23 protein-coding genes are annotated in these 24,356 nt (G+C 70.2%); 9 read left to right on the top strand and 14 right to left on the bottom strand.

The genetic code is table 11. From position 1 onward, the window contains the following. Positions 1-103: 103 nt before the first annotated feature. From serA to M1105_RS11795, 3 genes are all read right to left on the bottom strand, one after another. Positions 104-1,696 (bottom strand): phosphoglycerate dehydrogenase, encoded by a 1,593-nt coding sequence (serA, locus tag M1105_RS11805; protein ID WP_249580572.1) that lies wholly within the window; start codon positions 1,694-1,696, stop codon positions 104-106. A 114-nt stretch (positions 1,697-1,810) separates the two neighbouring features. Further along, complete coding sequence (locus tag M1105_RS11800; protein ID WP_249580571.1) at positions 1,811-2,986, bottom strand: phosphoserine transaminase; 1,176 nt, start codon at positions 2,984-2,986, stop codon at positions 1,811-1,813. Positions 2,987-3,139: 153 nt separating this feature from the next. Further along, positions 3,140-3,760 carry a glutathione S-transferase family protein gene (locus tag M1105_RS11795; RefSeq protein ID WP_249580570.1) on the bottom strand — a complete coding sequence of 207 codons (621 nt, stop codon included), beginning with the start codon at positions 3,758-3,760 and terminating at the stop codon, positions 3,140-3,142. Between the two features lie 178 nt (positions 3,761-3,938). Between M1105_RS11795 and M1105_RS11790 the strand changes: the two genes are divergently transcribed. The 3 genes from M1105_RS11790 (at position 3,939) to argC (ending at position 6,796) form a co-directional block, all read left to right on the top strand. Further along, entirely contained in the window at positions 3,939-4,565 is a 627-nt protein-coding gene (locus M1105_RS11790) for a GNAT family N-acetyltransferase (RefSeq protein WP_249580569.1), read from the top strand. Between the two features lie 151 nt (positions 4,566-4,716). Then, the gene (locus M1105_RS11785) at positions 4,717-5,760 is read left to right on the top strand and encodes a Leu/Phe/Val dehydrogenase (RefSeq protein ID WP_249580568.1); all 1,044 of its coding nucleotides are present in this window, start codon (positions 4,717-4,719) and stop codon (positions 5,758-5,760) included. A gap of 109 nt (positions 5,761-5,869) precedes the next feature. Then, the gene (gene argC / locus M1105_RS11780; protein ID WP_249580567.1) at positions 5,870-6,796 is read left to right on the top strand and encodes an N-acetyl-gamma-glutamyl-phosphate reductase; all 927 of its coding nucleotides are present in this window, start codon (positions 5,870-5,872) and stop codon (positions 6,794-6,796) included. A gap of 4 nt (positions 6,797-6,800) precedes the next feature. On the opposite strand, the gene glmM is transcribed toward argC, so the two are convergent. Continuing rightward, positions 6,801-8,144, bottom strand: coding sequence for a phosphoglucosamine mutase (gene glmM / locus M1105_RS11775; protein WP_249580566.1), 1,344 nt, complete (start codon positions 8,142-8,144; stop codon positions 6,801-6,803). After that, positions 8,141-9,181, bottom strand: a complete 1,041-nt coding sequence (gene folP / locus M1105_RS11770; RefSeq protein ID WP_249580565.1) for a dihydropteroate synthase — start codon at positions 9,179-9,181, stop codon at positions 8,141-8,143. Before folP ends, glmM begins: the two co-directional genes overlap by 4 nt. Positions 9,182-9,366: 185 nt before the next feature. On the opposite strand from folP, the gene M1105_RS11765 reads away from it, so the two are divergent. From M1105_RS11765 to M1105_RS11750, 4 genes are read left to right on the top strand one after another with little or no spacing between them, the layout of a single operon-like run. After that, on the top strand, positions 9,367-9,681 hold the full coding sequence (locus M1105_RS11765; RefSeq protein ID WP_249580564.1) for a DUF2849 domain-containing protein: 315 nt from the start codon (positions 9,367-9,369) through the stop codon (positions 9,679-9,681). A gap of 10 nt (positions 9,682-9,691) precedes the next feature. Continuing rightward, positions 9,692-11,353 (top strand): nitrite/sulfite reductase, encoded by a 1,662-nt coding sequence (locus M1105_RS11760; protein ID WP_249580563.1) that lies wholly within the window; start codon positions 9,692-9,694, stop codon positions 11,351-11,353. Continuing rightward, the gene (locus M1105_RS11755; RefSeq protein WP_249580562.1) at positions 11,337-11,828 is read left to right on the top strand and encodes a DUF934 domain-containing protein; all 492 of its coding nucleotides are present in this window, start codon (positions 11,337-11,339) and stop codon (positions 11,826-11,828) included. Before M1105_RS11760 ends, M1105_RS11755 begins: the two co-directional genes overlap by 17 nt. Then, positions 11,821-12,591 carry a phosphoadenylyl-sulfate reductase gene (locus M1105_RS11750; protein ID WP_249580561.1) on the top strand — a complete coding sequence of 257 codons (771 nt, stop codon included), beginning with the start codon at positions 11,821-11,823 and terminating at the stop codon, positions 12,589-12,591. The genes M1105_RS11755 and M1105_RS11750 overlap by 8 nt, the downstream gene beginning before the upstream one ends. A 22-nt stretch (positions 12,592-12,613) precedes the next feature. On the opposite strand, the gene M1105_RS11745 is transcribed toward M1105_RS11750, so the two are convergent. Together M1105_RS11745 and gyrA are read right to left on the bottom strand one after the other, a co-directional pair. Next, positions 12,614-13,240: a prolyl hydroxylase family protein gene (locus M1105_RS11745; RefSeq protein ID WP_249580560.1), complete on the bottom strand. Its 627-nt coding sequence runs from the start codon at positions 13,238-13,240 to the stop codon at positions 12,614-12,616. A gap of 19 nt (positions 13,241-13,259) precedes the next feature. Further along, positions 13,260-15,920, bottom strand: a complete 2,661-nt coding sequence (gyrA, locus tag M1105_RS11740; RefSeq protein WP_406600621.1) for a DNA gyrase subunit A — start codon at positions 15,918-15,920, stop codon at positions 13,260-13,262. A gap of 312 nt (positions 15,921-16,232) precedes the next feature. Between gyrA and M1105_RS11735 the strand changes: the two genes are divergently transcribed. Further along, the gene (locus M1105_RS11735) at positions 16,233-16,916 is read left to right on the top strand and encodes a DUF2270 domain-containing protein (RefSeq protein WP_249580558.1); all 684 of its coding nucleotides are present in this window, start codon (positions 16,233-16,235) and stop codon (positions 16,914-16,916) included. An 18-nt stretch (positions 16,917-16,934) separates the two neighbouring features. Here M1105_RS11735 and M1105_RS11730 read toward each other — a convergent pair whose 3' ends face one another. From M1105_RS11730 to M1105_RS11710, 5 genes are all read right to left on the bottom strand, one after another. Then, on the bottom strand, positions 16,935-17,255 hold the full coding sequence (locus M1105_RS11730; RefSeq protein ID WP_249580557.1) for a DUF3144 domain-containing protein: 321 nt from the start codon (positions 17,253-17,255) through the stop codon (positions 16,935-16,937). A 12-nt stretch (positions 17,256-17,267) separates the two neighbouring features. Beyond that, positions 17,268-17,774, bottom strand: coding sequence for a single-stranded DNA-binding protein (ssb, locus tag M1105_RS11725; protein WP_249580556.1), 507 nt, complete (start codon positions 17,772-17,774; stop codon positions 17,268-17,270). A 92-nt stretch (positions 17,775-17,866) separates the two neighbouring features. Beyond that, complete coding sequence (locus tag M1105_RS11720; protein ID WP_249580555.1) at positions 17,867-18,901, bottom strand: phytanoyl-CoA dioxygenase family protein; 1,035 nt, start codon at positions 18,899-18,901, stop codon at positions 17,867-17,869. Positions 18,902-18,979: 78 nt separating this feature from the next. Further along, positions 18,980-19,687 (bottom strand): LrgB family protein, encoded by a 708-nt coding sequence (locus M1105_RS11715; RefSeq protein ID WP_249580782.1) that lies wholly within the window; start codon positions 19,685-19,687, stop codon positions 18,980-18,982. Positions 19,688-19,695: 8 nt separating this feature from the next. Further along, the gene (locus M1105_RS11710) at positions 19,696-20,049 is read right to left on the bottom strand and encodes a CidA/LrgA family protein (RefSeq protein ID WP_249580554.1); all 354 of its coding nucleotides are present in this window, start codon (positions 20,047-20,049) and stop codon (positions 19,696-19,698) included. A 202-nt stretch (positions 20,050-20,251) separates the two neighbouring features. Here M1105_RS11710 and uvrA point away from each other — a divergent pair, with 202 nt between their 5' ends. Further along, complete coding sequence (uvrA, locus tag M1105_RS11705) at positions 20,252-23,131, top strand: excinuclease ABC subunit UvrA (protein WP_249580553.1); 2,880 nt, start codon at positions 20,252-20,254, stop codon at positions 23,129-23,131. 121 nt (positions 23,132-23,252) lie between these two features. Here uvrA and M1105_RS11700 read toward each other — a convergent pair whose 3' ends face one another. Both M1105_RS11700 and M1105_RS11695 read right to left on the bottom strand, forming a co-directional pair. Beyond that, complete coding sequence (locus M1105_RS11700) at positions 23,253-23,861, bottom strand: RcnB family protein (protein ID WP_249580552.1); 609 nt, start codon at positions 23,859-23,861, stop codon at positions 23,253-23,255. A gap of 166 nt (positions 23,862-24,027) precedes the next feature. After that, positions 24,028-24,330 carry an RcnB family protein gene (locus M1105_RS11695; RefSeq protein ID WP_249580551.1) on the bottom strand — a complete coding sequence of 101 codons (303 nt, stop codon included), beginning with the start codon at positions 24,328-24,330 and terminating at the stop codon, positions 24,028-24,030. Positions 24,331-24,356: the final 26 nt, after the last annotated feature.

Below are 24,356 nucleotides of genomic sequence, written 5' to 3'. Positions count from 1 at the left end.
TGGGACGCCAGATCTGAGGACGATCAAGACAAGCGCCATGAACGAGATGGATAACCCCCGCTTCACGCACGAAACGGGGGTCGCCGGCGGCATCTGGCCCGGCTCAGAAAGCCAGCGCCTTGGCCTCGCGCACCTGTGGCAGGGCCCGGATCTCCTCGAGGGTCGCGGGCGAGAGCGGCTCGTCCACGCCCATCAGTGTGATCGCCTCGCCCCCCTTCTCCGCCCGACCCAGCGCGAAGGTCGCGATGTTGATACCGAGCCGGCCCGTGGTCATGCCGATCGCGCCGATGAAGCCCGGCTGGTCGGTGTTGACGGTGTAGAGCATGTGGGGCTGGGGTTCGGCCTCCATGCCGATGCCCTTGATCTGGATGATGCGGGGCTTGCCGTCCGAGAACAGCGTGGCCGCGACCGAGCGGGTCTTGTCCGGGGTGGTGACCAGAAGCCGCATGTAGGTGCCATAGGCGCCCTGCGCGTCCTTGCGGGTCTCGGCGATGTTGACCCCTCGCTCGCGGGCGAGAACCGGGGCCGAGACCATGTTGACCGCCCCCTCGCCCATTTGCGGCGTCAGCAGAGCTGCGGTCAGAGCGGCCGTCAGGGGCTTGAGGTTCAGCTCGCCCACGCGGCCCACATACTCGATCTCGATCTCGGTGATCGGCTCCTCGGTGAGCTGGCCGGCGAAGCTGCCCAGCACCTCGGCGCAGCGCACCCAAGGGCGCAGGATCGGCGCCTCCTCGGCGGTGATCGAGGGGGCGTTGATCGCGTTCGAGATGGCGCCGGCGATCAGGTAGTCGGACATCTGCTCGGCGATCTGGAGGGCGACGTTCTCCTGCGCCTCCGTGGTGGCGGCACCCAGATGCGGCGTGACCACCACGTTGTCGAGGCCGAACAGCGGATTCTCCTTCGCGGGCTCGACCGCGAACACGTCGAACGCCGCGCCCGCCAGATGGCCGGATCGAACCGCATCCGCCACCGCCGCCTCGTCAACCAGCCCGCCGCGGGCGCAGTTGATGAGGCGCGCGCCCTTCTTCATGCGCCCGATCCGCTCGCGGCCGAGAAGGTTCGCGGTCTTGTCGGTCTTGGGCAGGTGCAGCGTCACGAAATCGGCGCGTGCGAGCAGATCGTCCACCTCCTCGATCTTCTCGACGCCCAGCTCCCGCGCCCGGGTCTCGCCCAGGAAGGGGTCGTAGGCGATGACCTTCATCCTGAGCCCGCAGGCGCGCGATGCGACCACCGAGCCGATGTTGCCGCAGCCGATCACCCCCAGCGTCTTGCCGGTGATCTCGACGCCCATGAACTTCGACTTCTCCCACCTGCCCGCATGGGTCGAGGCATTGGCGGCGGGGATCTCGCGGGCGAGCGCGAACATCATGGCGATGGCGTGCTCGGCCGTGGTGATGGAATTGCCGAAGGGCGTGTTCATCACCACGATGCCGCGGGCCGAGGCGGCCGCGAGGTCGATGTTGTCGACGCCGATCCCGGCGCGGCCGATCACCTTCAGATTGGCGGCCTTGCCAATGATCGCGGCAGTTGCCTTGGTGGCCGAGCGCACGGCGAGGCCGTCATAGGCGCCGATCACGTCCGCGAGCGCCGCGGGGTCCTTGCCAAGCTCGGGGCGGAAATCGACCTCGATCCCGCGGTCGCGGAAGATGGCGACGGCTTCGGGGGAAAGCTCGTCCGAGATCAGAACCTTGGGCATGTCTTACGTCCTTCGTTCGGGGGCGGTCCGGGGGCGGTGCCTCTCGCCGGTCGCCGCAATGCTGCTGTCGGTGACGCTGACGCCCCCTCCCGCTGGCGGGAGGGGGCCGGGGCCTCAGGCGGCGGCGCGCTGGGCCTTCACGGTCTCGAACGCCCAGTCGAGCCAGGTCGTCAGCGCCTCGATGTCGGCCGCATCGACCGTGGCGCCGCACCAGATCCGAAGGCCCGGCGGCGCATCGCGATAGCCGCCGATGTCGAAGGCCACGCCCTCGCGTTCGAGCGCGCTCACCATCGCCTTGACGAAGGCCCGCTGCCCCGCGTCGTCGAGTGCTGCGACCGCGGGATCGACGAGCCGCAGGCAGACGGAGGTGTTCGAGCGATGCGCGGCCTCGGCCACCAGGTTCTCGACCCACGGCGCGCGGTCGACCCAGCCCTGCAACGCCGCGAAGTTCGCATCCGCGCGGGCCATCAGCGCGGGCAGCCCGCCAATGCCCTCGCCCCAGGCCAGCGCATCATCGTAATCGGCCACCGCCAGCATCGAGGGGGTATTGATCGTCTCGCCGGCGAAGATGCCGTCGATCAGCTTGCCCCCCTTGGTGAGGCGGAAGATCTTGGGCAGCGGGCGGGGCGGCACGAAGCTCTCAAGCCGCTCGACCGCGCGGGGACTCAGGACCAGCACGCCATGCGCACCCTCGCCGCCCATCACCTTCTGCCACGAGAAGGTGACGACATCGAGCTTGCCCCAGTCGAGCGGCTGCGCGAAGGCGGCCGAGGTTGCGTCGCAGATCGTCAGACCTTCGCGGTCGGCGGCGATCCAGCCGGCATCGGGCACCCGGGCGCCCGAGGTGGTGCCGTTCCAGGTGAACACCACATCGGCCTCGGGCCGCACCGTGGTCAGGTCGGGCAGCGCGCCATAGGGCGCCTCGATCACCCGGCAGTCGGCCAGCTTGAGCTGCTTGACCGCATCCGTGGCCCAGCCCGCGCCAAAGCTCTCCCACACCAGGATGTCGACCGGGCGCGCGCCCAGCATCGACCACATCGCCATCTCGACCGCGCCGGTGTCGGAGGCGGGCACGATGCCGACGCGGTAGCCCGCGGGGACGCCCAGCAGCCGGGCGGTGCGGTCGATCACCGATTTCAGTTGCGCCTTGGGGGCCGCGGCGCGGTGCGAGCGGCCGAGGAAGGCGCGCGCCGCCACCGTCTCGGCCGACCAGCCGGGACGCTTCGCACAGGGACCTGAGGAGAATTCGGGACGCCGAGGACGCAGCTCGGGCGTGGAGGGGAACGTCATGGACGCGCTCCGTCGTCAGGGCGGGATTCCTGAGTCCGCCGCCACCCGCCCTGCCGGCGGCGCACCCACGAACCGCTTACGCGCGGGTCGGGGGTCGCGTCAACCGGGTTGATGTCGCAAGCGGAGCCGCAGGTGTCGCATCCGGGCCCTGTGTCAGCCCTTCTCGATCGCCAGCGCCCGTGCCACCGCGGGTCGGGCCCTCACCCGCTCGCGATGCGCCAGCACCTTGGGCAGTTTCGCGACATCGGCGCCGTCGCCTTCCAGCCACTGCGCCAGCGTGAACAGGTAGGCGTCGGCGATCGAAAAGGCCCCGCCCACCGCCCAGCCATCGGCGGGCAGGTCGCGCTCGATCAACTCGAACACCTGCGTCACCACCTCGGGCGCCTTGCGCTTCATCTCGGCGATGGCGGCAGGGTCGTCGGCCCAGCGCGAACCGCGCATCCGATGGGCGTGCGCGACGTGCACAGTCGAGGCGAGATAGCAGTTCAGCGCCTGCACCTCGGCAAAGGCAAAGGGATCATCGACCGGCGCAAGCCGCGCCTGCGGGTAGGTCTGCGCGATGAAGGCGAGAATGGCCGGCGTCTCGGTCAGGATGCCGCGCTCGGTCACCAGCGAGGGCACGCGGCCCTTGGGGTTGATCGCGAGATAGCCGGGACCGCGCTGCTCGGCCGTCTTGAAGTCGATCCAGCGAAGCTCGTAGTTGGCGCCCGCCTCCTCGAGCGCGATCAGCGCCGCGAGCGAGATGGTATGGCGGGCGAGGTGCAGGGTGATCATGGCGTTCTCCGGGGTCGGCTACGGTCTCGGGCGGCTCGCGCGGGGGCAGCGACGCCAGCGAAACAGCACCGCATGGCGCGGCGCAAGACGCCATTGCGTGAACGGGCGCGAAGGGTGGCCGCGCCGAGGCCTGCGTGACAGTATCGCGGGATCGGTGCAGCAGGATGGCAGCCGCGCGATGATCGAGCTTCCCTTCCCCTTCCGCCTCGCGACCCGGGACGATGCGCCCGCACTGGCGGATCTCGTGAACTTCGCGGGCGAGGGGCTGCCGCTCACGCTCTGGACCGGCATGGCCGCGCCGGGCGAGGATCCGTGGGAGGTTGGCCGCAGGCGTCAGGCCGACAAGACCGCGAGCGCCCTCATCGTCGTGGCAGACGAGGGGGACGGCGTGCGCGCGGCCCTCACCGGCTATGCGGTCGGCGCCGAGCCCGAAGAGATCACCGGCGACCTTCCGCCCGAGGTGGTGCCCCTGATCGAACTCGAGAACCTCGTGCCCTCGACATGGTATGTGAACGTCCTCGCCGCCTACCCTGAGGCGCGAGGGCGGGGCCTCGGCTCGCGGCTTCTGGGGCTCGCCGAGGAGATTGCGCGCGACGAAGGCTGCCCGGCCATGAGCATCATCGTGGCCGATGCGAACGAGGGAGCCCGCCGCCTCTACGAGCGCACGGGCTATGCCGAGCGCGCGCGGCGGGCCATGGTGCGCGGCCGCTGGCAGGGCGCGGGGCGCGACTGGGTACTGCTGGTCAAGCCGCTCCGAGGGGTGATTCGCGCGCCGGCCGGCGATGGCGAAAACTCCATGTCGTGACGCGAAACTTTCTTTCGCGGCACCTTGGCCCGCAGCCCGTCCAGCCCGATGCCGCGCGGCCGGCGCGACAGAACGAACCGTCATTTGATGTGATCGCGCGCGCCCGCCATCCTGCGTGCCAACGACACCAGAATGGCCGGGGAGGTCGCCCATGGAACTGTTCACCCATCCCGATTTCGACGATCACGAGCAGGTGGTATTCGCCCATGACGCCGCATCGGGCATGCGCGCGATCATCGCCGTCCACGACACGATGCTGGGCCCCGCGCTCGGCGGCTGCCGGATCTGGAGCTATGCCTCCGAGGCCGAGGCCGTGACCGACGTGCTGCGCCTCTCGCGCGGGATGAGCTTCAAGGCCGCGCTGGCGGGCTTGAAGCTTGGCGGAGGCAAGTCGGTGATGATGGTCGCGCCGGATCGGCCCAAGACGCCCGCGATGATGCGCGCCATGGGCCGCGCGGTCGAGCGCCTCGCCGGGCGTTACATCGTCGCCGAGGACGTGGGCGCCACCGTCGCCGACATGGACGAGATCGCGCGAGAGACCCGCCATGTCTCGGGCGTCTCGGGTGGCGCCGGCGACCCCTCGCCATGGACGGCGCGGGGCGTGTTCCTTTCGATCGGGGCGGCGGCGCGCTACCGCCTCGGCCGTGGCCTCGAAGGGCTGCGGGTGACCGTCACGGGACTCGGCCATGTGGGAGCAAGCCTTGCCGCGCACCTGATCGACGCGGGCGCCGAGGTCAGCGTCGCCGACATCCGGCCCGAGGCGGTCGAGGCGGCGCTTGCCCGCGGGGCGGCACGCGCGGTCGCGCCGGACGACGCCCACCGGACGCCCGCCGACGTGTTCGCGCCCTGCGCGCTGGGCGCCGTGCTCAACGCGACGACGATCCCGGAGCTTGCCGCGCCCATCGTCTGCGGCGCGGCGAACAACCAGCTTGCAACGCCCGCCGACGGCGCGCGGCTGCTGGCGCGCGGCATCCTCTACGCGCCCGACTATCTGGTGAACGCGGGCGGCCTGATCTCGGTCGCGCGGCCCTTCGCGGGCCTTGCGGACGCCGAGGCGAAGGCCCGGCTCGAAAGCATTCCGGACACCCTGCTCGAGATCCTCGCCGAGGCCGAGGCCGAGGGCGTCTCGCCCGACACGGCCGCCGGGCGCATCGCGGGCGGCCGCATTTCCGCGGCAACGGCCATGCCCGCCTGAACACCCGCCCGGGCCGCCCGGTGCAGCGCATCCTTGCCCGGACGACGCGATGGCGCTAACGGAATGGGCGCGCCCGACGGTCGGGCGCAGCTCAGGGGAGGCGTCCGGAATGGCGCACAGGATCTTCATCGACGGCGAGGCAGGCACGACCGGACTCCAGATCCGCGAGCGGCTGCAGCGACGCGCCGATGTCGACCTGATCCGCGTGGCAAGCGAGCGCCGCAAGGATCCCGAGGCCCGGCGCGAGGCCTTCGCCGCGGCGGACGTGGCCATCCTCTGCCTGCCCGACCAGGCGGCGCGCGAGGCGGTGGCGCTGTGCGACAACCTCGGCACCCGGCTGATCGACGCGAGCACCGCGAACCGGGTCGATCCCGACTGGGTCTACGGCTTCGCCGAACTGACCCCCGGGCAGGCCGCTGCCGTGGCCGCGTCGCGGCGCGTGTCGAACCCCGGATGCTACCCGACCGGCGCGGTCGCGCTGATCCGGCCGCTGGTCGATGCGGGGCTTCTGCCCGCGGATCACCCGGTCTCGATCAACGCGGTCAGCGGGTATTCTGGTGGCGGCAAGTCGATGATCGAGGAGTTCGCAGCGGGGACGGCTGGCGACTTCTTCGTCTATGGCACGGCGCAGTCGCACAAGCACCTGCCCGAGATGCGGGTCTACTCGGGGCTTTCGGTCACGCCGATCTTCGTGCCCTCGGTGGGTCGCTTCGCGCAGGGCATGATCGTGCAGGTGCCGCTGCATCTCGCGACCCTGCCCGGCACGCCCAGAGCCCGCGACCTGGCCGAGGCCCTGCGCGCGCATTACGCCGCGAGCCGTTTCGTGACGGTGGTCGAGCCCGACCACTACGGCGCGCGCATCGACCCGCAGCACCTGAACGGCACCAACATGCTCGAGCTTTCGGTGCATGGCGACGCCGCGTCGGGGCGCGTGGTGCTGATCGCGGTGCTCGACAACCTCGGCAAGGGGGCGTCAGGCGCGGCGGTGCAGAACCTCAACCTGATGCTGGGGATCGACGAGGCCGAGGGGCTCTGACCCCTCAACCGGCCGCCCGCGTCACGGCCTCGCAGATCGAATCGACGACGGCCGCGAGGCGGGCGGGGTCCTCCGCCTCGCCCATGACCCGGATCACCGGCTCGGTTCCCGAGGGACGGATCACCAGCCGGCCGGTCGCGCCCAGCGCCGCCTCGCCCTCCCGGATGGCCGCGCGCACCGCAGCGTCCTCGAGCGGACGGGCCGTCGCCTGGAAGCGGACGTTCTTCAGGAGCTGGGGGAAGGGCTCGAACATCGCGCAGACCTCGGAGGTCGGGCGCCCCTCGGTGACCACCGCGTCGAGCACCTGCAGCGCCGCCAGCAGGCCGTCGCCAGTGGTGACATGGTCGGCGAGCACGACATGCCCCGACTGCTCGCCGCCCAGGTTGTAGCCGCCTTCGCGCATCGCCTCGACGACATAGCGATCGCCGACGCGGGTGCGCACCAGCGCGATGTCCTGCGCGGCCAGCAGCCGCTCGAGGCCCAGGTTCGACATCACCGTGGTGACCAGCGTGTTCCTCGCCAGCCGCCCGGCCGCGGCCCAGCGCGTGGCGATCAGCGCCATGATCTGGTCGCCGTCGATCACCCGGCCCTTCTCGTCGATCAAGTGCACCCGGTCGGCGTCGCCATCGAGCGCGATGCCGATGTCGGCGCCCGCTTCGAGCACTGCTTTCTGGCAAGCCGCGGGGTCGGTCGAGCCGCAGCCGCGGTTGATGTTCTCGCCGTTAGGGTTCACGCCGATCTTCACGATCTCGGCGCCCAACTCCCACAGCACGCGGGGGGCGACCGAATAGGCCGCGCCGTTTGCGCAGTCGATCACCACCTTGAGCCCGTCGAGGCCGCGGCGCCGGGGAAACGTCGCCTTGGCGAACTCGATGTAGCGCGCATGGCCGTCGTCGAGCCTCTCCATGACGCCGATCCGGCTGGGGGGGGCGAGGTCGACCGGCGCCTCCATCAGGCGCTCGATCTCGGCCTCGATCTCGTCCGACAGCTTGTAGCCGTCGGGGCCGAACAGCTTGATGCCGTTGTCCTCGAACGGGTTGTGGCTGGCCGAGATCATCACGCCCACGTCGGCGCGCAGCGACTGCGTCAGCATCCCCACGGCGGGCGTCGGGATGGGCCCCAGCATCTGCACGTCCATGCCGACCGAGACGAACCCCGCCGCCAGCGCATATTCCAGCATGTAGCCCGACCGCCGCGTGTCCTTGCCGATCACCACGGTGTGCCGCCGCGTCCCCGTGCTGAAGTGCCGGCCAGCCGCCATGCCCAGCCGCATCGCCACTTCGGCGGTCATGGGATCGGTGTTCGCCCGGCCGCGGATGCCGTCGGTCCCGAAGAGCTTGCGGGTCATCTCTGCCCTCCCTCCCTCAGCGCGCGCCAGACCGCCACGGCCTGCGCCGTCTCGGCCACGTCGTGCACCCGGATCACATGTGCGCCCTGATCGAGGCCGGAAAGCCCCGCGGCGATCGAGCCCGGCGCACGACGCGCGGCCTCAGGTTCGCCCGACAGCGTGCCGATGAAGCGCTTGCGCGAGACGCCCAGCAGCAGCCCGCAGCCCAGGCCGTGGAACAGCGACAGGCGCCGGAGCAATGCGAGATTGTGCTCGAGCGCCTTGCCGAAGCCGATGCCCGGATCGACCAGCACCCGCGCGCGGGCGATGCCCGCCTGCTCGGCCGCCTCGACACGCGCGTCGAGCCAGTCATAGACGTCCAGCAGCACATCGTCATAGCGCGGGTCCTGCTGCATCGTCTGCGGGTCGCCGAGCGCGTGCATGAGGCAGACGGCCGGGGCCTCGCGCGCGACCCCAAGGCTCGCGGGGTCGTGCGTCAGGGCCGAGACGTCGTTGAACAGCATGGCCCCCGCCGCCAGCGCCGCGCGCGCCACGCCCGCGTTGCGCGTGTCGATCGACAGCGGCACCGGACAGCCCGCGGATTTCAGCCCCTCGATCACCGGCAGGACCCGGGCGAGTTCCTCGCTCTCGGCCACCGGCAGGGCGCCGGGCCGGGTCGACTCGCCGCCGATGTCGATGATCGCGGCCCCCGCGGCGGCCATCTCCAGACCGTGTTCGACCGCGTCACGCGCCGCCGAATGGCGCCCGCCGTCGGAAAAGCTGTCGGGCGTCACGTTCAGCACGCCCATGATCACCGGATGCGACAGGTCGAGCCCGGCGACCGGGTGGCGCGGCGCCCCCGCCCGGCTCACGGCCCGCGCGAGCGACGGTGACAGCGCGAGCGCCGCATCCACCGGCAGCACCTCGGGCGGCGCGCCGCGCCGCAGCACCTCGACCTCGCGGAACCACAGCGGCCCGCCGGCAAGACGCCACGCGCCCGGCCGGGCATCGGCACACGGGACCGGACGGGCATAGCGGCGGTAGGAGCTTGGCGGCATGGCGCGCGGATACCCGAAGGGACGCGCACGGTCAAAGAGATCTTTTTAACTTATAAAAAAAGTTATTTAATATATTAATGCTACATAATTCGTAATTTATTGCATTCCACAAACTTGATTGCTACCTAAGGCGCAAGCACCGCCCGGAAGGTGATTCCGGCGCCCCAGTCACGGGAGACCACGATATGGCCAAGGCGTTCATCCCCAGCGTTCTTGCGGCGAACGATCTCGTCGAAGGCGACAGCGTCTATCTCGGCACCGATACCTGGGTCCGCGAGATCGCGAGGGCGGCCGTTGCCACCACCCCGGCCGAGGCCGAGGCGCTTGCCGCGCGCGGCGTGGCGGCGGAGCGCGCGAACCTCGTGGTCGGCGCCTACGCCGTCGAGGTGAACCTCGCCGGCGGCACGCCCTGGCCCATCGCGCGGCGCGAGCAGATCAAGGCATCGCGCGCGACCACGATCCCGGTCGGGCCGGCGGCACTGCTCGACGTCGCCGCCTGAGGGCCTCGCCATGTATCGCTACGACGAATTCGATGCGGGCTTCGTTCGCGCCCGCGTGGCCGAGTTCCGCGACCAGGTCGGGCGCCGCCTTGCGGGCAGCCTCACCGAGGACGAGTTCAAACCGCTTCGCCTGATGAACGGGCTCTATCTGCAGCTTCACGCCTACATGCTGCGGGTGGCGATCCCCTATGGCACGCTGTCGTCGCGGCAGATGCGCATGCTGGCCGAGATCGCCGAGCGCTGGGACCGCGGCTACGGCCATTTCACGACGCGCCAGAACATCCAGTTCAACTGGCCGAAGCTGAGGGACGTGCCCGACATCCTCGACGCGCTCGCGTCCGTCGAGATGCACGCGATCCAGACCTCGGGCAATTGCATCCGCAACACCACCTCCGACCCTCTCGCGGGCGTCGCGCCCGACGAGATTGAGGACCCGCGCGTGACCTGCGAGCTGATCCGCCAGTGGTCGTCGCTGCACCCGGAATTCACCTTCCTCGGGCGCAAGTTCAAGATCGCGGTCAGCGCGGCCGAGGAAGACCGCGCGGCGGTGGCGACCCACGACATCGGCCTCTACATCGTGCGCAACGACGCGGGCGAGGTAGGCTATCGCGTGCTTGTGGGCGGCGGCCAGGGCCGCACGCCGATGCTGGCCAAGGAACTGCGCGCCTTCTTGCCGAAGGCCGACCTGCTGCCCTATCTCGAGGCCGCTCTGCGGGTCTACAACCTGCACGGCCGGCGCGACAACAAGTTCAAGGCGCGCATCAAGATCCTGGTCCACGAGCTCGGAATCGAGGAATATCGCCGGCAGGTGGAGGAGGAGTTCGCCCGGCTCGACCGCGCCGCCATTGCCGCGCCCGAGGCCGAGGTGGCCCGCATCGCCGCCTATTTCGCGCCCGCCCCCCTGCCGGCGCGACCCGCGGAGGACGCGGGCTTCGAGCGTGCACTCAAGGCAGATCCCGCCTTCGCCGCCTGGGTCGGGCAGAACACCCACCCCCACCGCGTGCCCGGCTATCGCGCCGTCACGGTCTCGCTCAAGCCGGTGGGCGGCGTGCCGGGGGACGCCACGGCCGAGCAGATGCGCGTGCTCGCGGATCTGGCCGAGGCCCATTCGGGGGCGGAGCTGCGGGTGACGCACGAGCAGAACATCGTGCTGCCTTCGGTCGGCTTGGGCGATCTGCCGAAGGTGTTCCGGGGCCTTGCGGGCGTGGGGCTCGACGCCCCGAACCGCGGCCTCGTGACCGACATCATCGCCTGCCCCGGTCTCGACTACTGCGCGCTCGCCACCGCCCGCTCGATCCCGGTGGCGCAGGCGATCTCGCGCCGTTTCGGCGATCCGCGCCGGCAGGCCGAGATCGGGCCGCTCGCGATCAAGATCTCGGGCTGCATCAATGCCTGCGGCCACCACCACGTCGGGCATATCGGCATCCTCGGCATCGACAAGGCGGGGGTCGAGAGCTACCAGATCACACTCGGCGGCCATGCCGGGGCCGATGCATCGCTGGGCGAGCGCACCGGGCCGGGCTTCGCATTCGACGAGGTGCCGGGCGTCATCGAGACCCTGGTCGACCGCTATCTCGAGCTGCGCACGTCGCGGCGCGAGACCTTCCTGCAGACCTACCGCCGCGTTGGCATGGAGCCGTTCAGGGAGGCGCTCTATGAGCCTGCTCATTGACCGCGGCGGCCCGATCGCCGACCCGTGGGTGCGGGTGCAGCGGGACGAGCCCCTGCCGGACGGCCCGGCGATCGTCGACCCCGACCGGCTGGCCGGGCTCGACCATGCGCCTCTCGGCGTGCATCTGCCGAACACCGCCGACGCCGCCGCATTGGCGAGCGAGTTCTCGCGGCTCGCGCTGATCTCGATCGACTTCCCGGCCTTCAACGACGGGCGCGGCTTCTCGATCGCGCGGCGGCTGCGGGAGCTTGGCTACACCGGGCGGCTGCGCGCCGCCGGGCCGGTCATCGCGGACCAGTTCGCCTATCTCCTGGAATGCGGCTTCGACGAGGTCGAGATCCCCGACGCGCTGGCCGCGCGTCAGCCGGCCGAGCACTGGCTCGCCGCGATCGCCCGGGCCGGCCACGCCTACCAGCGCGGGCGGACGGGGGCCCGCGCCTCGATCCTCGACGCCCGGAGCGCGGATCATGGCTGACGGTCTTTCCCGCCCCATCCGCCGGATGAGCGCCGCCGCGAGCGCCGCCGCGCTCAACCGGATCCATGGCGAGAGCAGCGCCGAGGAAGTGCTGGCCGAGGCGCTGGCCGTGCACGACCGCGGCGAGGTCGCGCTCGTCTCGTCCTTCGGGGCCGAGTCGGTCGTGCTGCTGCACATGCTCTCGCACATCGAGCGCGATCTGCCGGTGCTGTTCCTCGAGACCGGCATGCTGTTCCCCGAGACGCTGGCCTACCAGCGCGATCTCGCGGCGCGCTTCGGCCTGCGGGACGTGCGGCTGATCCGGCCCGATCCGCGCGACCTCACAGTTGCGGACCCTGACGGCAGGCTGCACCGGCGCGACACCGACGGCTGCTGCGACATCCGCAAGACGCTGCCGCTTCAGCGCGCGCTCCAGCCCTTCGCGGCCTGGATCACCGGCCGCAAACGCTACCAGTCGCAGACACGCGCGGCGCTCGAGCCCTTCGAGGTCGAGGCCGGAACGGTGCGGATGAAGATCAACCCGCTCGCGCTCTGGGATGCGAAGGATGCGGCGGCCTATATCGACCGCCACGGCCTGCCGCGCCATCCGCTGGTGGCGCGGGGCTACCCATCGATCGGCTGCGCGCCCTGCACCTCGCCCGTGGGCGAGGGCGAGGATCCCCGCGCCGGGCGTTGGCGCGGCCAGGCCAAGGTCGAATGCGGCATCCATTTTGACGGCGAGAGCTGGATCCGCAGCGCCGCGAGCCTGCCGGGGCCGTTCTGAGCGGACCGCGCGCCGCACGGCCTCAGGCGGGCGGCGTCCAGGCGCGCTCGCGCCACCAAACGGTGGCCGCCCATTTCTCGCCCCGGGTGACCGGCGTTCCAGCGTGGTTGGCGAGGCCCGTGACATCGCGCGAGCCCGCAAGCGTGTTCGCAAAGATCAGGAGCCGCCCTCGCTTTGGCGCGACCGTGGGGCCCAGCACCGGAAAGGCGGTGGCGCCCCCTTCCTCGACATCGTTCAGATAGCAGATGGTGGTGAACAGGCGCTGGCCGCCATTCGCCTCCATCGCCTCGACATAGCTGGGCCCGCGCGCCAGCGAGAATCCGTCCGAGTGGACGGTGAACTCCTGCCCCGGCGTGTAGTGCAGCACCGAGACGCCCTCGACATTCGCGAACGGCATCCGCAGGAGGACGCCCAGCTTGAGGCAGAGCGCGGCGAGCGCGGGGTCCGATTGCGGAGCGATCACGCAATGCGAGTTGGTCCGCTTCTCCGAGACCTCGATGCGGTGCTCGCTGTTGATCACCGTCGCGCGCTGCAACCGCCCGCGCGCCAGCTCGATGACCGCCTCGCATTCCACCGCCGACAGGAAGGCATCGACCGACACGACCAGCGGATTGACGTTCCAGACCTTCGCGCCTTCGCCGATCAGCATGGTTCCGCCCCGCGCGCCATCACCCTTCGCCGCCGTCGTCCTCGCCCTGTTCGGCGATCCAGGCGACCGAGACCACCTTCTCGTCCCCGGCGGTGTTGAATACCTTGACGCCGCCCGCGCTGCGCGAGCGGAACGAGATGTCCGAGACCGGGCAGCGGATCGACTGGCCGGCATTGGTGACCAGCATGATCTGATCGTCCATCTCGACGGGGAAGGCGGCGGCGAGCGGCCCGCCGCGCATCGCTCGGTCCATAGCCGCCACGCCCTGCCCGCCGCGGCCGCGCACCGGGTAGTCGTGGCTCGACGACAGCTTCCCCATGCCCCGCTCGGTGACGGTCAGGATCAGGTCCTCGGCCGCCGACATCTCGGCATAGCGGCCTTCGGGAAGCGCGATGTCGGCCACCGCCTCGGCCTCCTCGGCCTCCGGCGCCTCCTCGGCCTCCTCGACCGAACCCGCCACGGCGCGGCGCATCTTGAGATAGGCCGCGCGCTCCTCGGGCGTTGCCTCGAAATGGCGGATCACGGCCATCGAGACCACCATGTCGCCCCCGGCCAGCCGGATGCCCCGCACGCCCGTCGACTCACGGCCGGCAAAGACGCGCACATCCGTCGTCGGGAAGCGGATCGCGCGGCCCCGGGCGGTAACCAGCATCACGTCGTCGTTCTCGTCGCAGATCCGCGCGCCGATCAGGCGCGTCTCGGAGCCCGGCTCGAACTTCATGGCGATCTTGCCGTTGCGCATGACGTTGGTGAAGTCCGACAGCCGGTTGCGCCGAACGTCGCCCTCCGAGGTGGCGAAGACGATCTGCAGCTTTTCCCATTCGTCCTCGGGCACGTCCACGGGCATGATCGCGGCGATCCCCGCCTCCTCGCGGATCGCCTCGATGACATGCTTGAGATACCGCCCGCGCGCGTTGCGCCCGCCCAGGGGCAAGCGCCAGGTCTTGAGCTTGTAGACCATGCCGTCGGTGGTGAAGAACAGCAGTGGCGTGTGCGTGTTGGCGACGAACAGGCGGGTGACGAAGTCCTCCTCCTTCATCGCCATTCCGGCAAGGCCCTTGCCGCCGCGCCCCTGCGTGCGGAACTCGGCCAGCGGCGTGCGCTTGATGTAGCCGCCATGGGTGACGGTCACCACCATGTCCTCGCGCTCGATCAGGTCCTCGTCGTCGAGGTCGCCCTCCCACTCGACGATCTCGGACCGGCGGGGCGTGGCGAAATCGGCGCGGATCGTCGCCAGTTCGTCGCGGATGATGCCGAGGATGCGCTCGCGCGAGCGCAGGATGTCGAGATAGTCGGTGATCTTCTCCGCCAGCCCCTCGAGCTCGTCGCCGATCTCCTTCACCCCCATCGCGGTGAGGCGCTGGAGCCGCAGGTCGAGGATCGCCCGCGCCTGCGCGTCCGACAGGTTGTAGGTGCCGTCCTCGTTGATCCGGTGCGCGGGGTCGTCGACCAGCCGGATATAGCCCGCGATCTCGGCCGCCGGCCAGCGCCGTTCCTTCAGCCGCTCGCGCGCCGTCTGCGGGTCGGGCGAGGAGCGGATAGTGGCCACCACCTCGTCCACGTTCTCGACCGCGACGGCGAGCCCGCACAACAGGTGCGCCCGCTCGCGCGCCTTTGCCAAGAGATGCGCCGTGCGCCGGGCAATCACGTCCTCGCGGAAGGCGACGAAGGCGCTCAGCATGGTCTTGAGGTCGAGCTGCTCGGGCCGCCCGTTGTTGAGCGCCAGCAGGTTGCAGCCGAACGAGGTCTGGAGCTGCGTGAAGCGGTAGAGCTGGTTCAGCACCACGTCGCGCGTGGCATCGCGCTTGAGGTCGATGACGACGCGCACGCCGAAGCGGTCGCTCTCGTCCTGGATATGGGCGAGCCCCTCGATCTTCTTCTCGCGCGCCAGCTCCGCGATCTTCTCGACCAGCGTGGACTTGTTCACCTGATAGGGGATCTCGGTCACCACGATGCGCGGGCGCCCGCCGGATTCCGTCTCGCGCTCGTCGATGCGCGCGCGCAGGATCACGCTGCCGCGCCCCGTCGAATAGGCCTTGCGCGCGCCTGAACGCCCGAGGATCACGCCCCCGGTGGGGAAGTCTGGCGCGGGGACGAACTGCATCAGCGCGTCGGTGTCGAGCTCGGGATCGTCGATCAGCGCCACCGTCGCGTCGATCACCTCGCCCAGGTTGTGCGGCGGGATGTTGGTGGCCATGCCCACCGCGATGCCGCCCGCGCCGTTGACCAGCAGGTTCGGGAAGCGCGCCGGCAGGACCACCGGCTCGCGGTCCTGGCCGTCGTAATTGTCCTGGAAATCGACCGTGTCCTTGTCGAGGTCTTCCAGCAGGCCTTGCGCGGCCTTGGCCATGCGCACTTCGGTGTAGCGCATCGCCGCCGGCGCGTCGCCGTCGAGCGAGCCGAAATTGCCCTGCCCGTCCAGAAGCGGCAGGCGCATCGAGAAGTCCTGCGCCATGCGCACCAGCGCGTCATAGACCGCCGAGTCGCCGTGCGGGTGATACTTGCCGATCACGTCGCCGACGGTGCGGGCCGACTTGCGATAGGCCTTGTCGTGGGTGTTCCCGGCCTCGTGCATCGCGAACAGGATGCGCCGGTGCACGGGCTTGAGGCCGTCGCGCAGGTCGGGGATGGCGCGGCTCACGATCACGCTCATGGCGTAATCGAGGTAGCTACGCTTCATCTCCTCCTCGACCGCGATGGTCGGGCCGTCATGCGCGAGGCGGGGGAGTTCGCCGCCGTTCTCGTCGCCGTTCGTCGTCTCGTCGCTCACCGGAAATCCCCTTGCCCGGCTGCCCGGCCCGGGTCTCGTTCTCTGGCGGCCGAGTATAGGACGCGGGCCTTCGGCCGGGCAAGCACCAGACGCAGGATATTGCGGGAAGAGCTGCGAAAAACCACCGGATCTCGAAACGTCCGCAGGTGATCTGTCGCTGCTGCGGCGTCTGCGCTAAGCTTGCGGGAAAAACATCTTAAGGGGGAAACCAAGGGGGAAACGATGCCCGACGACCGCATGCCGGACGGGGCACCGGCGACGACCTTCTCGAGCCCCGAGCTGGGCGCCATCGCGCATCTCTACCGCGGCGAGGTCTACCGCTCGACGATCTGGCGCTCGCGCCTGGACAACACGACGAACTGGGCGGTGGTGACCACGGGGATTGCCCTCACGATTTCCTATTCCGGCCCCGAGGCATCGCCGCTGCCGCTGGTGCTGGTCGGGCTGCTGGTCGTCGTCTTCCTTCTGTTCGAGGGGCGGCGCTACCGCTACTTCAACGTCTGGCGGGCGCGTTGCCGGCTGATGGAGACGGACATCTACGCACCCCTCCTCCGCGGCGAAGGCGTCACGATGGATGGCCAGTGGAACAGGCTCCTCGCGCAGGACTATGCCCGGCCGCGCTTCCACATCAGCTTTCTCCGCGCCGTAGGCCGGCGGCTGCGGAAGAACTATGCGTATATCCTGATGGTGCAGGCGATCGCCTATTATGGCAAGCTCGCGATCCACCCCACGCCTCTCGAATACGGGGCGCAGATCTTCGAGCGCGCGACGATCGGGCCTGTACCTGGCGAGCTCGTGGTGCTCGCAGGCATCCTGTTCCATGGTGGCTGGGTCGCCCTCGCGCTCGTAACGCTCCGGATCGAGCGGCGCTACCGTCGCGCGGACAAGCTGATCGCGATCGCCTGAGACCGGGCCGCGTGGCGCTCAGTTCTGCTTCGCGACCAGCGACTGGCCCAGATTCTCGCGCAGCATCCGCTCGTACTCGTCGCGGAAATAGGCCACCGTCGCCTCGTCCATCTCGCCCGCCTCGACACCCTGGGTCTGCGCGAGGAAGGCGTTGAACCGCGCCGTCGCATACATCATGGCGGCCGAGATGCGCGACGCCGGCACCTCGTCCGCCAGCCGGTTCGCGACGGCGATGAACTGGTCGGCGATGTCGAAGAAGGCCCGGCCAGGATCCTCGGCCTCGTGCGCATGGCCGCAGCCGGGTCCGTGCTCGTGATCGTGGTCGTGATCGTGCGCCATTGCCGATCCGCCTCAGAACGGGATGTCGTCGTCGACATCGCCGCGCCCGCCGCCGCCACCGCCGCGTCCGCCGCCATAGCTGCCGCCGCCGCCCTGGCCACCGCCCTGACCCCCGCCGAAGTCGTCGCGCCCGCCGCTGAAGCCGCCGCCACCGCCACCGCCCTCGCCGCGGCCGTCCAGCATGGTGAGCTCGGAGCGGTAAGGCCTGAGCACGACCTCGGTCGTGTAGCGGTCCTGCCCGGACTGGTCCTGCCATTTGCGCGTCTCGAGCTGACCCTCGAGATAGACCTTCGAGCCCTTGCGCAGATAGCTCTCGGCCACCTTGATCAGCGGCTCGGAGAAGATCGCGACCGAGTGCCACTCGGTGCGCTCCTTTCGCTCGCCGGTCTCGCGGTCGCGCCAGTTCTCGGATGTCGCGATGCGCAGGTTGCAGACCCGCCCCCCGCTCGGGAACGAGCGCACCTCGGGGTCGCGGCCCAGATTGCCGATCAGGATCACCTTGTTCACGCTGCCAGCCATCTTGCGGCCTCCCTCCTGCGCCTCGAATCTGCCTCTGGGCGCACCTTATCCGCCACCTCGCGCCGGCGCCACACCATGACGCGGCGCCAGCTTCAGACCGAGGCGGGCGCGTCCAGCGCGACGGGCCCGGTCCAGTGCCACTTGCGCCGCGCGCCCAACCGGCGGACGGCGAATTCGTGCATCCCCGCGTCGATGTCGAGCTGGCGGTCGCGGATGAACGGCCAGGACTTCGCGTCCAGCAGGGCGGTCGGCAGGAACGGATTGGTTCGCAGATGGCCGTGCAGCTCGACCCGCACGGTGGGACGCGGACTGGGACTACGGCCGTGGAAGCCATGGGTATCGGCAACGATCAGGGTGTTCGCCGGCACGCACATCCGCACCGGCGCCGGCAAGCCCATCTCCTCGAGGTCCTCCGCCCCCAGCCGCAGGCTGCCGCCGCGGTGGTTCGAGCGCGGGTCGTCCGCGGCGTCGATGCTGGCGCGATGCTCCCAGGCGCGGCGCCGTGGCGTCAGGCGATGCGAGCCGGGCACGTAGGCGAAGGGGCCGTCCTCCTCGCCCACGTCGTGCAGGAACAGCCATGCCTTCGAGGTCGGGAAGAAGGTGTCCGAATGAAGCTCGGTCTGCGGGTCGGCCTCGCTGCGCGCGGGATCGGCGATCACCGTCTGGTAGAACCAGACCGGGGCGCTCGCCGTCGCGCCGGCATAGCGCACCAGATCGTTGATGCCGCGACCGCCGACCACCGCGCGCGTCTGCGGCAGGCGCGCGAGCGTGCGCGGCGTGAGCAGGAGCTGACGCGTCACCGTCTGCCCCTCGCGAATCTCGCGCGCCGGCAAGCGCAGGGCCGACGTCTCCTCGCTCAGCCTGCGCCATGCGTCGGCGGGCAGGAAGTCGTGGATGACGAAGAAGCCGTCCCGGTCGAACGCCCTGCGCTGGTCCGGGTCGATGCGCGAGCCCAGCCGTGCCCGGCGCATCGCCGCCATCCTGTGCGCGGTGGACAGCCGCCAGACATGCAGTCCCATCCGGTTGAGCCGCGGGCTGCCCAGGATCGGATTGCGCGCGAAGGACTTGGTCGGGCCAAGCACCTCGAGCGCCCAGAGCGGGTAGCGCAGGATTCGCCCGATCTGCATGGCCTCCTCCCCGAATGTTCGCGCCTGTCCCCGCCGAGTGGCGCGGCGCCGCGGCCCTGTCCAGTCCGAAGCCGCGCCTTACAACACCAGCCGCGCGAGCAGCGGCAGCAGAAGCGCGGTCGCCAGCGCGTTGAGCCCCATCGCGAGGCCCGCGAAGGCGCCCGCCACCTCGTTCACCTGCAATGCCCGAGCCGTGCCGATGCCGTGGCTGGCGGTGCCGATCGCAAGCCCCCGCGCCGCCCAGTCGCGCACGCCCACCAGCGTCAGCACCCAGGGACCCAGCATGGCGCCGAGGATGCCGGTCAGGATGACCAGCACTGCAGTGAGCGAGGGCAGGCCGCCCAGGCTCTCGGCGATGCCCATCGCCACGGGCGCCGTGACCGATTTCGGCGCGACCGAGATCAGCGTGTCGCGCGAGGCGCCGAGGCCCCAGGCCACCGCCACCGCACTGGCCGAGGCCGCGAGCGAGCCCGTGACGATCGACACCCCCAGCGCCAGGGCCGAACGGCGGACCTTCTCGACCTGCCGGTAGAGCGGGATCGCCAGCGCCACGGTGGCCGGCCCCAGCAGGAAATGCACGAACTGCGCCCCCTCGAAATAGGCATCGTAGGAGGTCCCGGTGACCAGCAGCCCCGACACCACCAGCACCACCGCGATCAGCACAGGGTTGAGCAGCGGGTTCATCCGCCCGCGCCGATAGACCCACGACCCCGCCTGGAAGGCCGCGAGCGTCAGCGTCAGGTGCACCAGCGGCTCGCGCGCCAGATAGACCCAGATGTCGCGCATGTCACCGCTCACCGCCCGTCCTCCGGCCCGCGCTCGCGGTTGAGGCGCGCCATCACCAGCCCGGTGACAGCGACCGTCAGCAGGGTCGATACCACCAGCGCCGCCGCGATCGGCAGCCAATCGCGGCCCAGCAGGCCGGCGTGGAGCATCACGCCCACCCCCGCCGGCACGAACAGGAGCGAGAGGTGCCCGAGCAATGCATCGCCCACTCGCGCAAGCCCGTCGGGCAGGCCGCGCAGCATCAGCCCCGCGAACAGGATCACCATACCGAGGACCGGCCCCGGCAGCGGAAGCCCCGCGGCCTTGACGACGATCTCGCCGGCAAGCTGGCAGGCGAGAATGAGGGTGAGATAGAAGACCATGCCGCCTCCGCGAGCCCGACGGCGCCCGATGCGCGCCGGCCACGAGTGTCACATGCCGGCGCGCGCGGCGCCAAGGCCCGGGCGGCGCATCGCCGAAATCTCGCGCGCTTGCAAATGTTCATGTTTTGTTTACACTCCGCCGACTCGCAAATCCCGCCCGAGGCGTTATGTCTGCGGGGAACCCCGAGAGGCACGGATTCGCATGGCTGAGCAGAAGTTCATCTCGGTGCGGGGGGCGCGCGAGCACAACCTCAAGGGCATCGACGTCGACATTCCCCGCGACCGGCTGACGGTCATCACCGGGCTTTCGGGCTCGGGGAAGTCGTCGCTCGCCTTCGACACGATCTATGCCGAGGGGCAGCGGCGCTATGTCGAATCGCTCTCGGCCTATGCCCGGCAGTTCCTGCAGATGATGCAGAAGCCCGAGGTCGACCACATCGAGGGACTGAGCCCCGCCATCTCGATCGAGCAGAAGACCACTTCGCGCAACCCGCGCTCGACGGTGGGCACGGTCACGGAAATCTATGACTACCTGCGGCTCCTGTTCGCCCGCGCCGGCACCCCCTATTCGCCCGCCACCGGCCTGCCGATCGAGGCGCAGCAGGTGCAGGACATGGTGGACCGGGTGATGGCGATGCCGCAGGGCACGCGCGCCTACCTGCTCGCTCCCGTCGTGCGCGACCGCAAGGGCGAATACCGCAAGGAATTCGCTGAACTCAGGAAGCAGGGCTTCCAGCGCGTCAAGGTCAACGGCGCGTTCCACGAGATCGAGGACGCGCCCGAGCTCGACAAGAAGTTCCGCCACAACATCGACGTGGTGGTCGACCGCATCGTGGTGCGCGAGGGGCTCGAGCCCCGGTTGGCCGACAGCTTCTCGACCGCGCTGAAGCTCGCGGACGGCATCGCGATCATAGAGATGGCGCCATCGCCCGTCGAGGACGGCACCGCGCCCGAGCCCGAGCGGATCACATTCTCGGAGAAATTCGCCTGCCCGGTGTCGGGCTTCAGCATCGCCGAGATCGAGCCGCGGCTGTTTTCCTTCAACGCGCCCTTCGGCGCCTGCCCCGACTGCGACGGGTTGGGGCAGGAGCTGTTCTTCGACGAGCGGCTGGTGGTGCCCGACGACACCGTGAGCCTGATGGACGGCGCGCTCGCGCCCTGGTCGAAATCGAAGACGCCATATTTCCGCCAGACCATCGAGGGCCTGGCGGCGCATTACGAGTTCAGCCCGGTCGTGCCGTGGCGCGACCTGCCGGATTTCGCGCGCGCCGTCATGTTGCACGGCTCGGGCGGCGAGAAGATCAAGTTCCGCTACGACGACGGCGGGCGCGTCTACCAGATCGCCCGGCCCTTCGAGGGCGTCATCCCGAACATGGAGCGCCGCTATCGCGAGACCGACTCGGCCTGGGTGCGCGAAGAGTTCGAGCGCTTCCAGGGCTCGCGCCCCTGCGCCACCTGCGGCGGCCACCGGCTGCGCGAGCAGGCGCTGGCGGTGAAGATCGGCGGGCTCCACATCGGCCAGGTCACCGAGATGTCGATCCGCGAGGCGCGAGACTGGGTGCTGACCGTGCCCGCGGCGCTGAGCGCGCAGAAGAACAAGATCGCCACCGCCATCCTCAAGGAGATCCGCGAGCGGCTGGGCTTCCTCGTGGACGTGGGGCTCGACTACCTGACGCTCAGCCGTGGTTCCGGCACCCTCTCGGGCGGCGAAAGCCAGCGCATCCGGCTGGCGAGCCAGATCGGATCGGGGCTGACGGGCGTGCTCTATGTGCTCGACGAGCCCTCGATCGGGCTGCACCAGCGCGACAACGGGCGGCTCCTGACCTCGCTCAAGGGGCTGCGCGACCAGGGCAACACCGTGATCGTGGTCGAGCATGACGAGGAGGCGATCCGCGAGGCCGACCATGTCATCGATATCGGGCCCGGCGCGGGAGTGCATGGCGGCGAGATCATCGCCCATGGCACGCCGGATGAAATCGCGGCGACGCCCGCCTCGGTCACGGGCGACTACCTTGCCGGGCGCCGCGAGATCGCCATCCCCCGCAGTCGCCGGAAGGGCAACGGCAAGTGGCTCGCGGTCGAAGGCGCGACCGGCAACAACCTGCACGACGTCACCGCCGAGATCCCGCTGGGCACGCTCACCTGCATCACCGGGGTCTCGGGCGGCGGCAAGTCAACGCTGACGATCGAGACGCTCTACAAGCACGCCGCCAACCGGCTGAACGGCGCGCGGCTGGTGCCCGCGCCCTGCCGGACGGTGCGGGGGCTCGAGCACCTCGACAAGGTGATCGACATCGACCAGTCGCCGATCGGGCGCACGCCGCGCTCGAACCCCGCGACCTACACGGGCTGCTTCACCCCGATCCGCGACTGGTTCGCGGGCCTGCCGGAATCGAAGGCGCGGGGCTACCAGCCGGGGCGCTTCAGCTTCAACGTCAAGGGCGGGCGGTGCGAGGCGTGCCAGGGCGACGGCGTCATCAAGATCGAGATGCACTTCCTGCCCGACGTGTACGTGACCTGCGACACCTGCCACGGCGCGCGCTACAACCGCGAGACGCTGGAGATCAAGTACCGCGGCAAGTCGATCGCCGAGGTGCTCGACATGACGGTCGAGGACGGCGTGGCGTTCTTCGACCCCATCCCCTCGATCCGCGAGAAGCTGGAAACGCTCGCCCGCGTCGGCCTCGGCTACGTCAAGATCGGCCAGCAGGCGACCACGCTGTCGGGCGGCGAGGCGCAGCGGGTGAAGCTGTCGAAGGAACTGAGCCGCCGGGCGACGGGCCGGACGCTCTACATCCTCGACGAGCCCACGACTGGCCTGCATTTCGAGGACGTCAAGAAACTGCTCGAGGTGCTGCAGGAGCTGGTGGACCAGGGCAACACGGTGGTGGTGATCGAGCATAATCTCGACGTCATAAAGACCGCCGACTGGATCGTCGACCTGGGCCCCGAGGGCGGCGACGGCGGCGGGCGGATCGTGGCCGAGGGCACGCCCGAGGCGGTGGCCGAGGTCGAGGCCAGCTATACCGGGCACTACCTGCGGCCGATGCTGGTCAAGGCCGGGCGGATGGCCGCCGAGTGATGCGGCCCGCCGGCCTTCGCGCGCGAGGCCATGGCCATCGGCTGACGGGCGACGTCATGAAGCTCATGCACCGCGCCGATGGCGACGCGGTGCAGGGGGATGACGCGCGAGGGCGAGCGCGTCAGTAGGCGATCGCGCTGACGATCAGGCCGGTGGCCAGCGCCACGAGGAAGACATCGCCGTCGACGCTGACATAGGCATGGCCCCAGGGCGGCGGCGCATAGCCGTAGCGGTGATACTCGCGCACGACGACATAGCGCTCGCGCGGCACGTAGTAGCCAGGGCGATAGCCCCAGCGGTTGCGGTAATGGCGCCGGCCGTCGCGGTAGCCGTCGCGATAGGCCTCGCGCCGCTCGTGGCGGAACTCGTGGCGGTCGCGCTCCCACTCGCGGCGGTCGCGCTCCCAGTCGCGGCGATCGGCCCGCCAGTCACGGCGGTCGTCGCGCCACTCGCGGCGGTCGTCTCGGCGGTCCCTGTGCCAGTCGCGATGATCGTCGCGGCGATAGGCGCGGTCGTCGCGGCCGTGGCGCCCGCGATCATCCCTGCCGCGGTGGCCGCGGTCGTCCTTCGCGGCCATGCGGATGGCGTCCGCGTGATCGGGCACCGCAAGGTCGGCGGCGACGCCCATCGCGGCATCGCGGCCCTGCGCCGGAGCAGGGCCCGCGGCGAGAACCATGAGAACCCCTGCGAGGGCAAGCGGCAGGGCGGCAAAACGATGCGCTCGGATCATGGCAGTCTCTCCTCGCTCTTCGCTAGGGATGCCGCCTTCGCGGCGGAGGCGCCGCCCGCTGCATTCTCGGCGGGGCCATCATCCATGCCGTGTCGAACGGAGGGGCGCGCGATCTCCGTCGCGCTGCCCGCTCACGGCGCGGTGAGCGGGCGGGCGTGGCGCGCGCTCAGCGCAACGCCTCGACGATCAGGCCGGTGGCCAGCGCGATCAGGAACACGTCGCCGTCGACACGGACATAGCCATAGCCCGACGGCGGGCGGCCATAGCCGTAGCGGTCGTAGTCCTCGACGATGACATACCGCGTGCGCGGGATGTAATCGCCCCTGCGGTAGACGTATTTCGGCCCCGGCGAGCACCAGCCCTTCTTGGCGTGGCCCGGCGGGCAGTGCGACGGGTCGGCGAGCGCCGGCCCCGCGCCCAGGGAGCCCGAGATGGCGAGGGCGGCAAGAACGAGAGCGGTCTGACGCATGATGCAGCACTCCTTGGCAAGCTTGC

Origin of the sequence: Thermohalobaculum sediminis, from assembly GCF_023487995.1 — a bacterium.
Taxonomy (GTDB): Bacteria; Pseudomonadota; Alphaproteobacteria; order Rhodobacterales; family Rhodobacteraceae; genus Thermohalobaculum; species Thermohalobaculum sediminis.
Note: the sequence above shows the minus strand (reverse complement) of the source record. Positions and strands in the feature narration are given on the sequence as shown.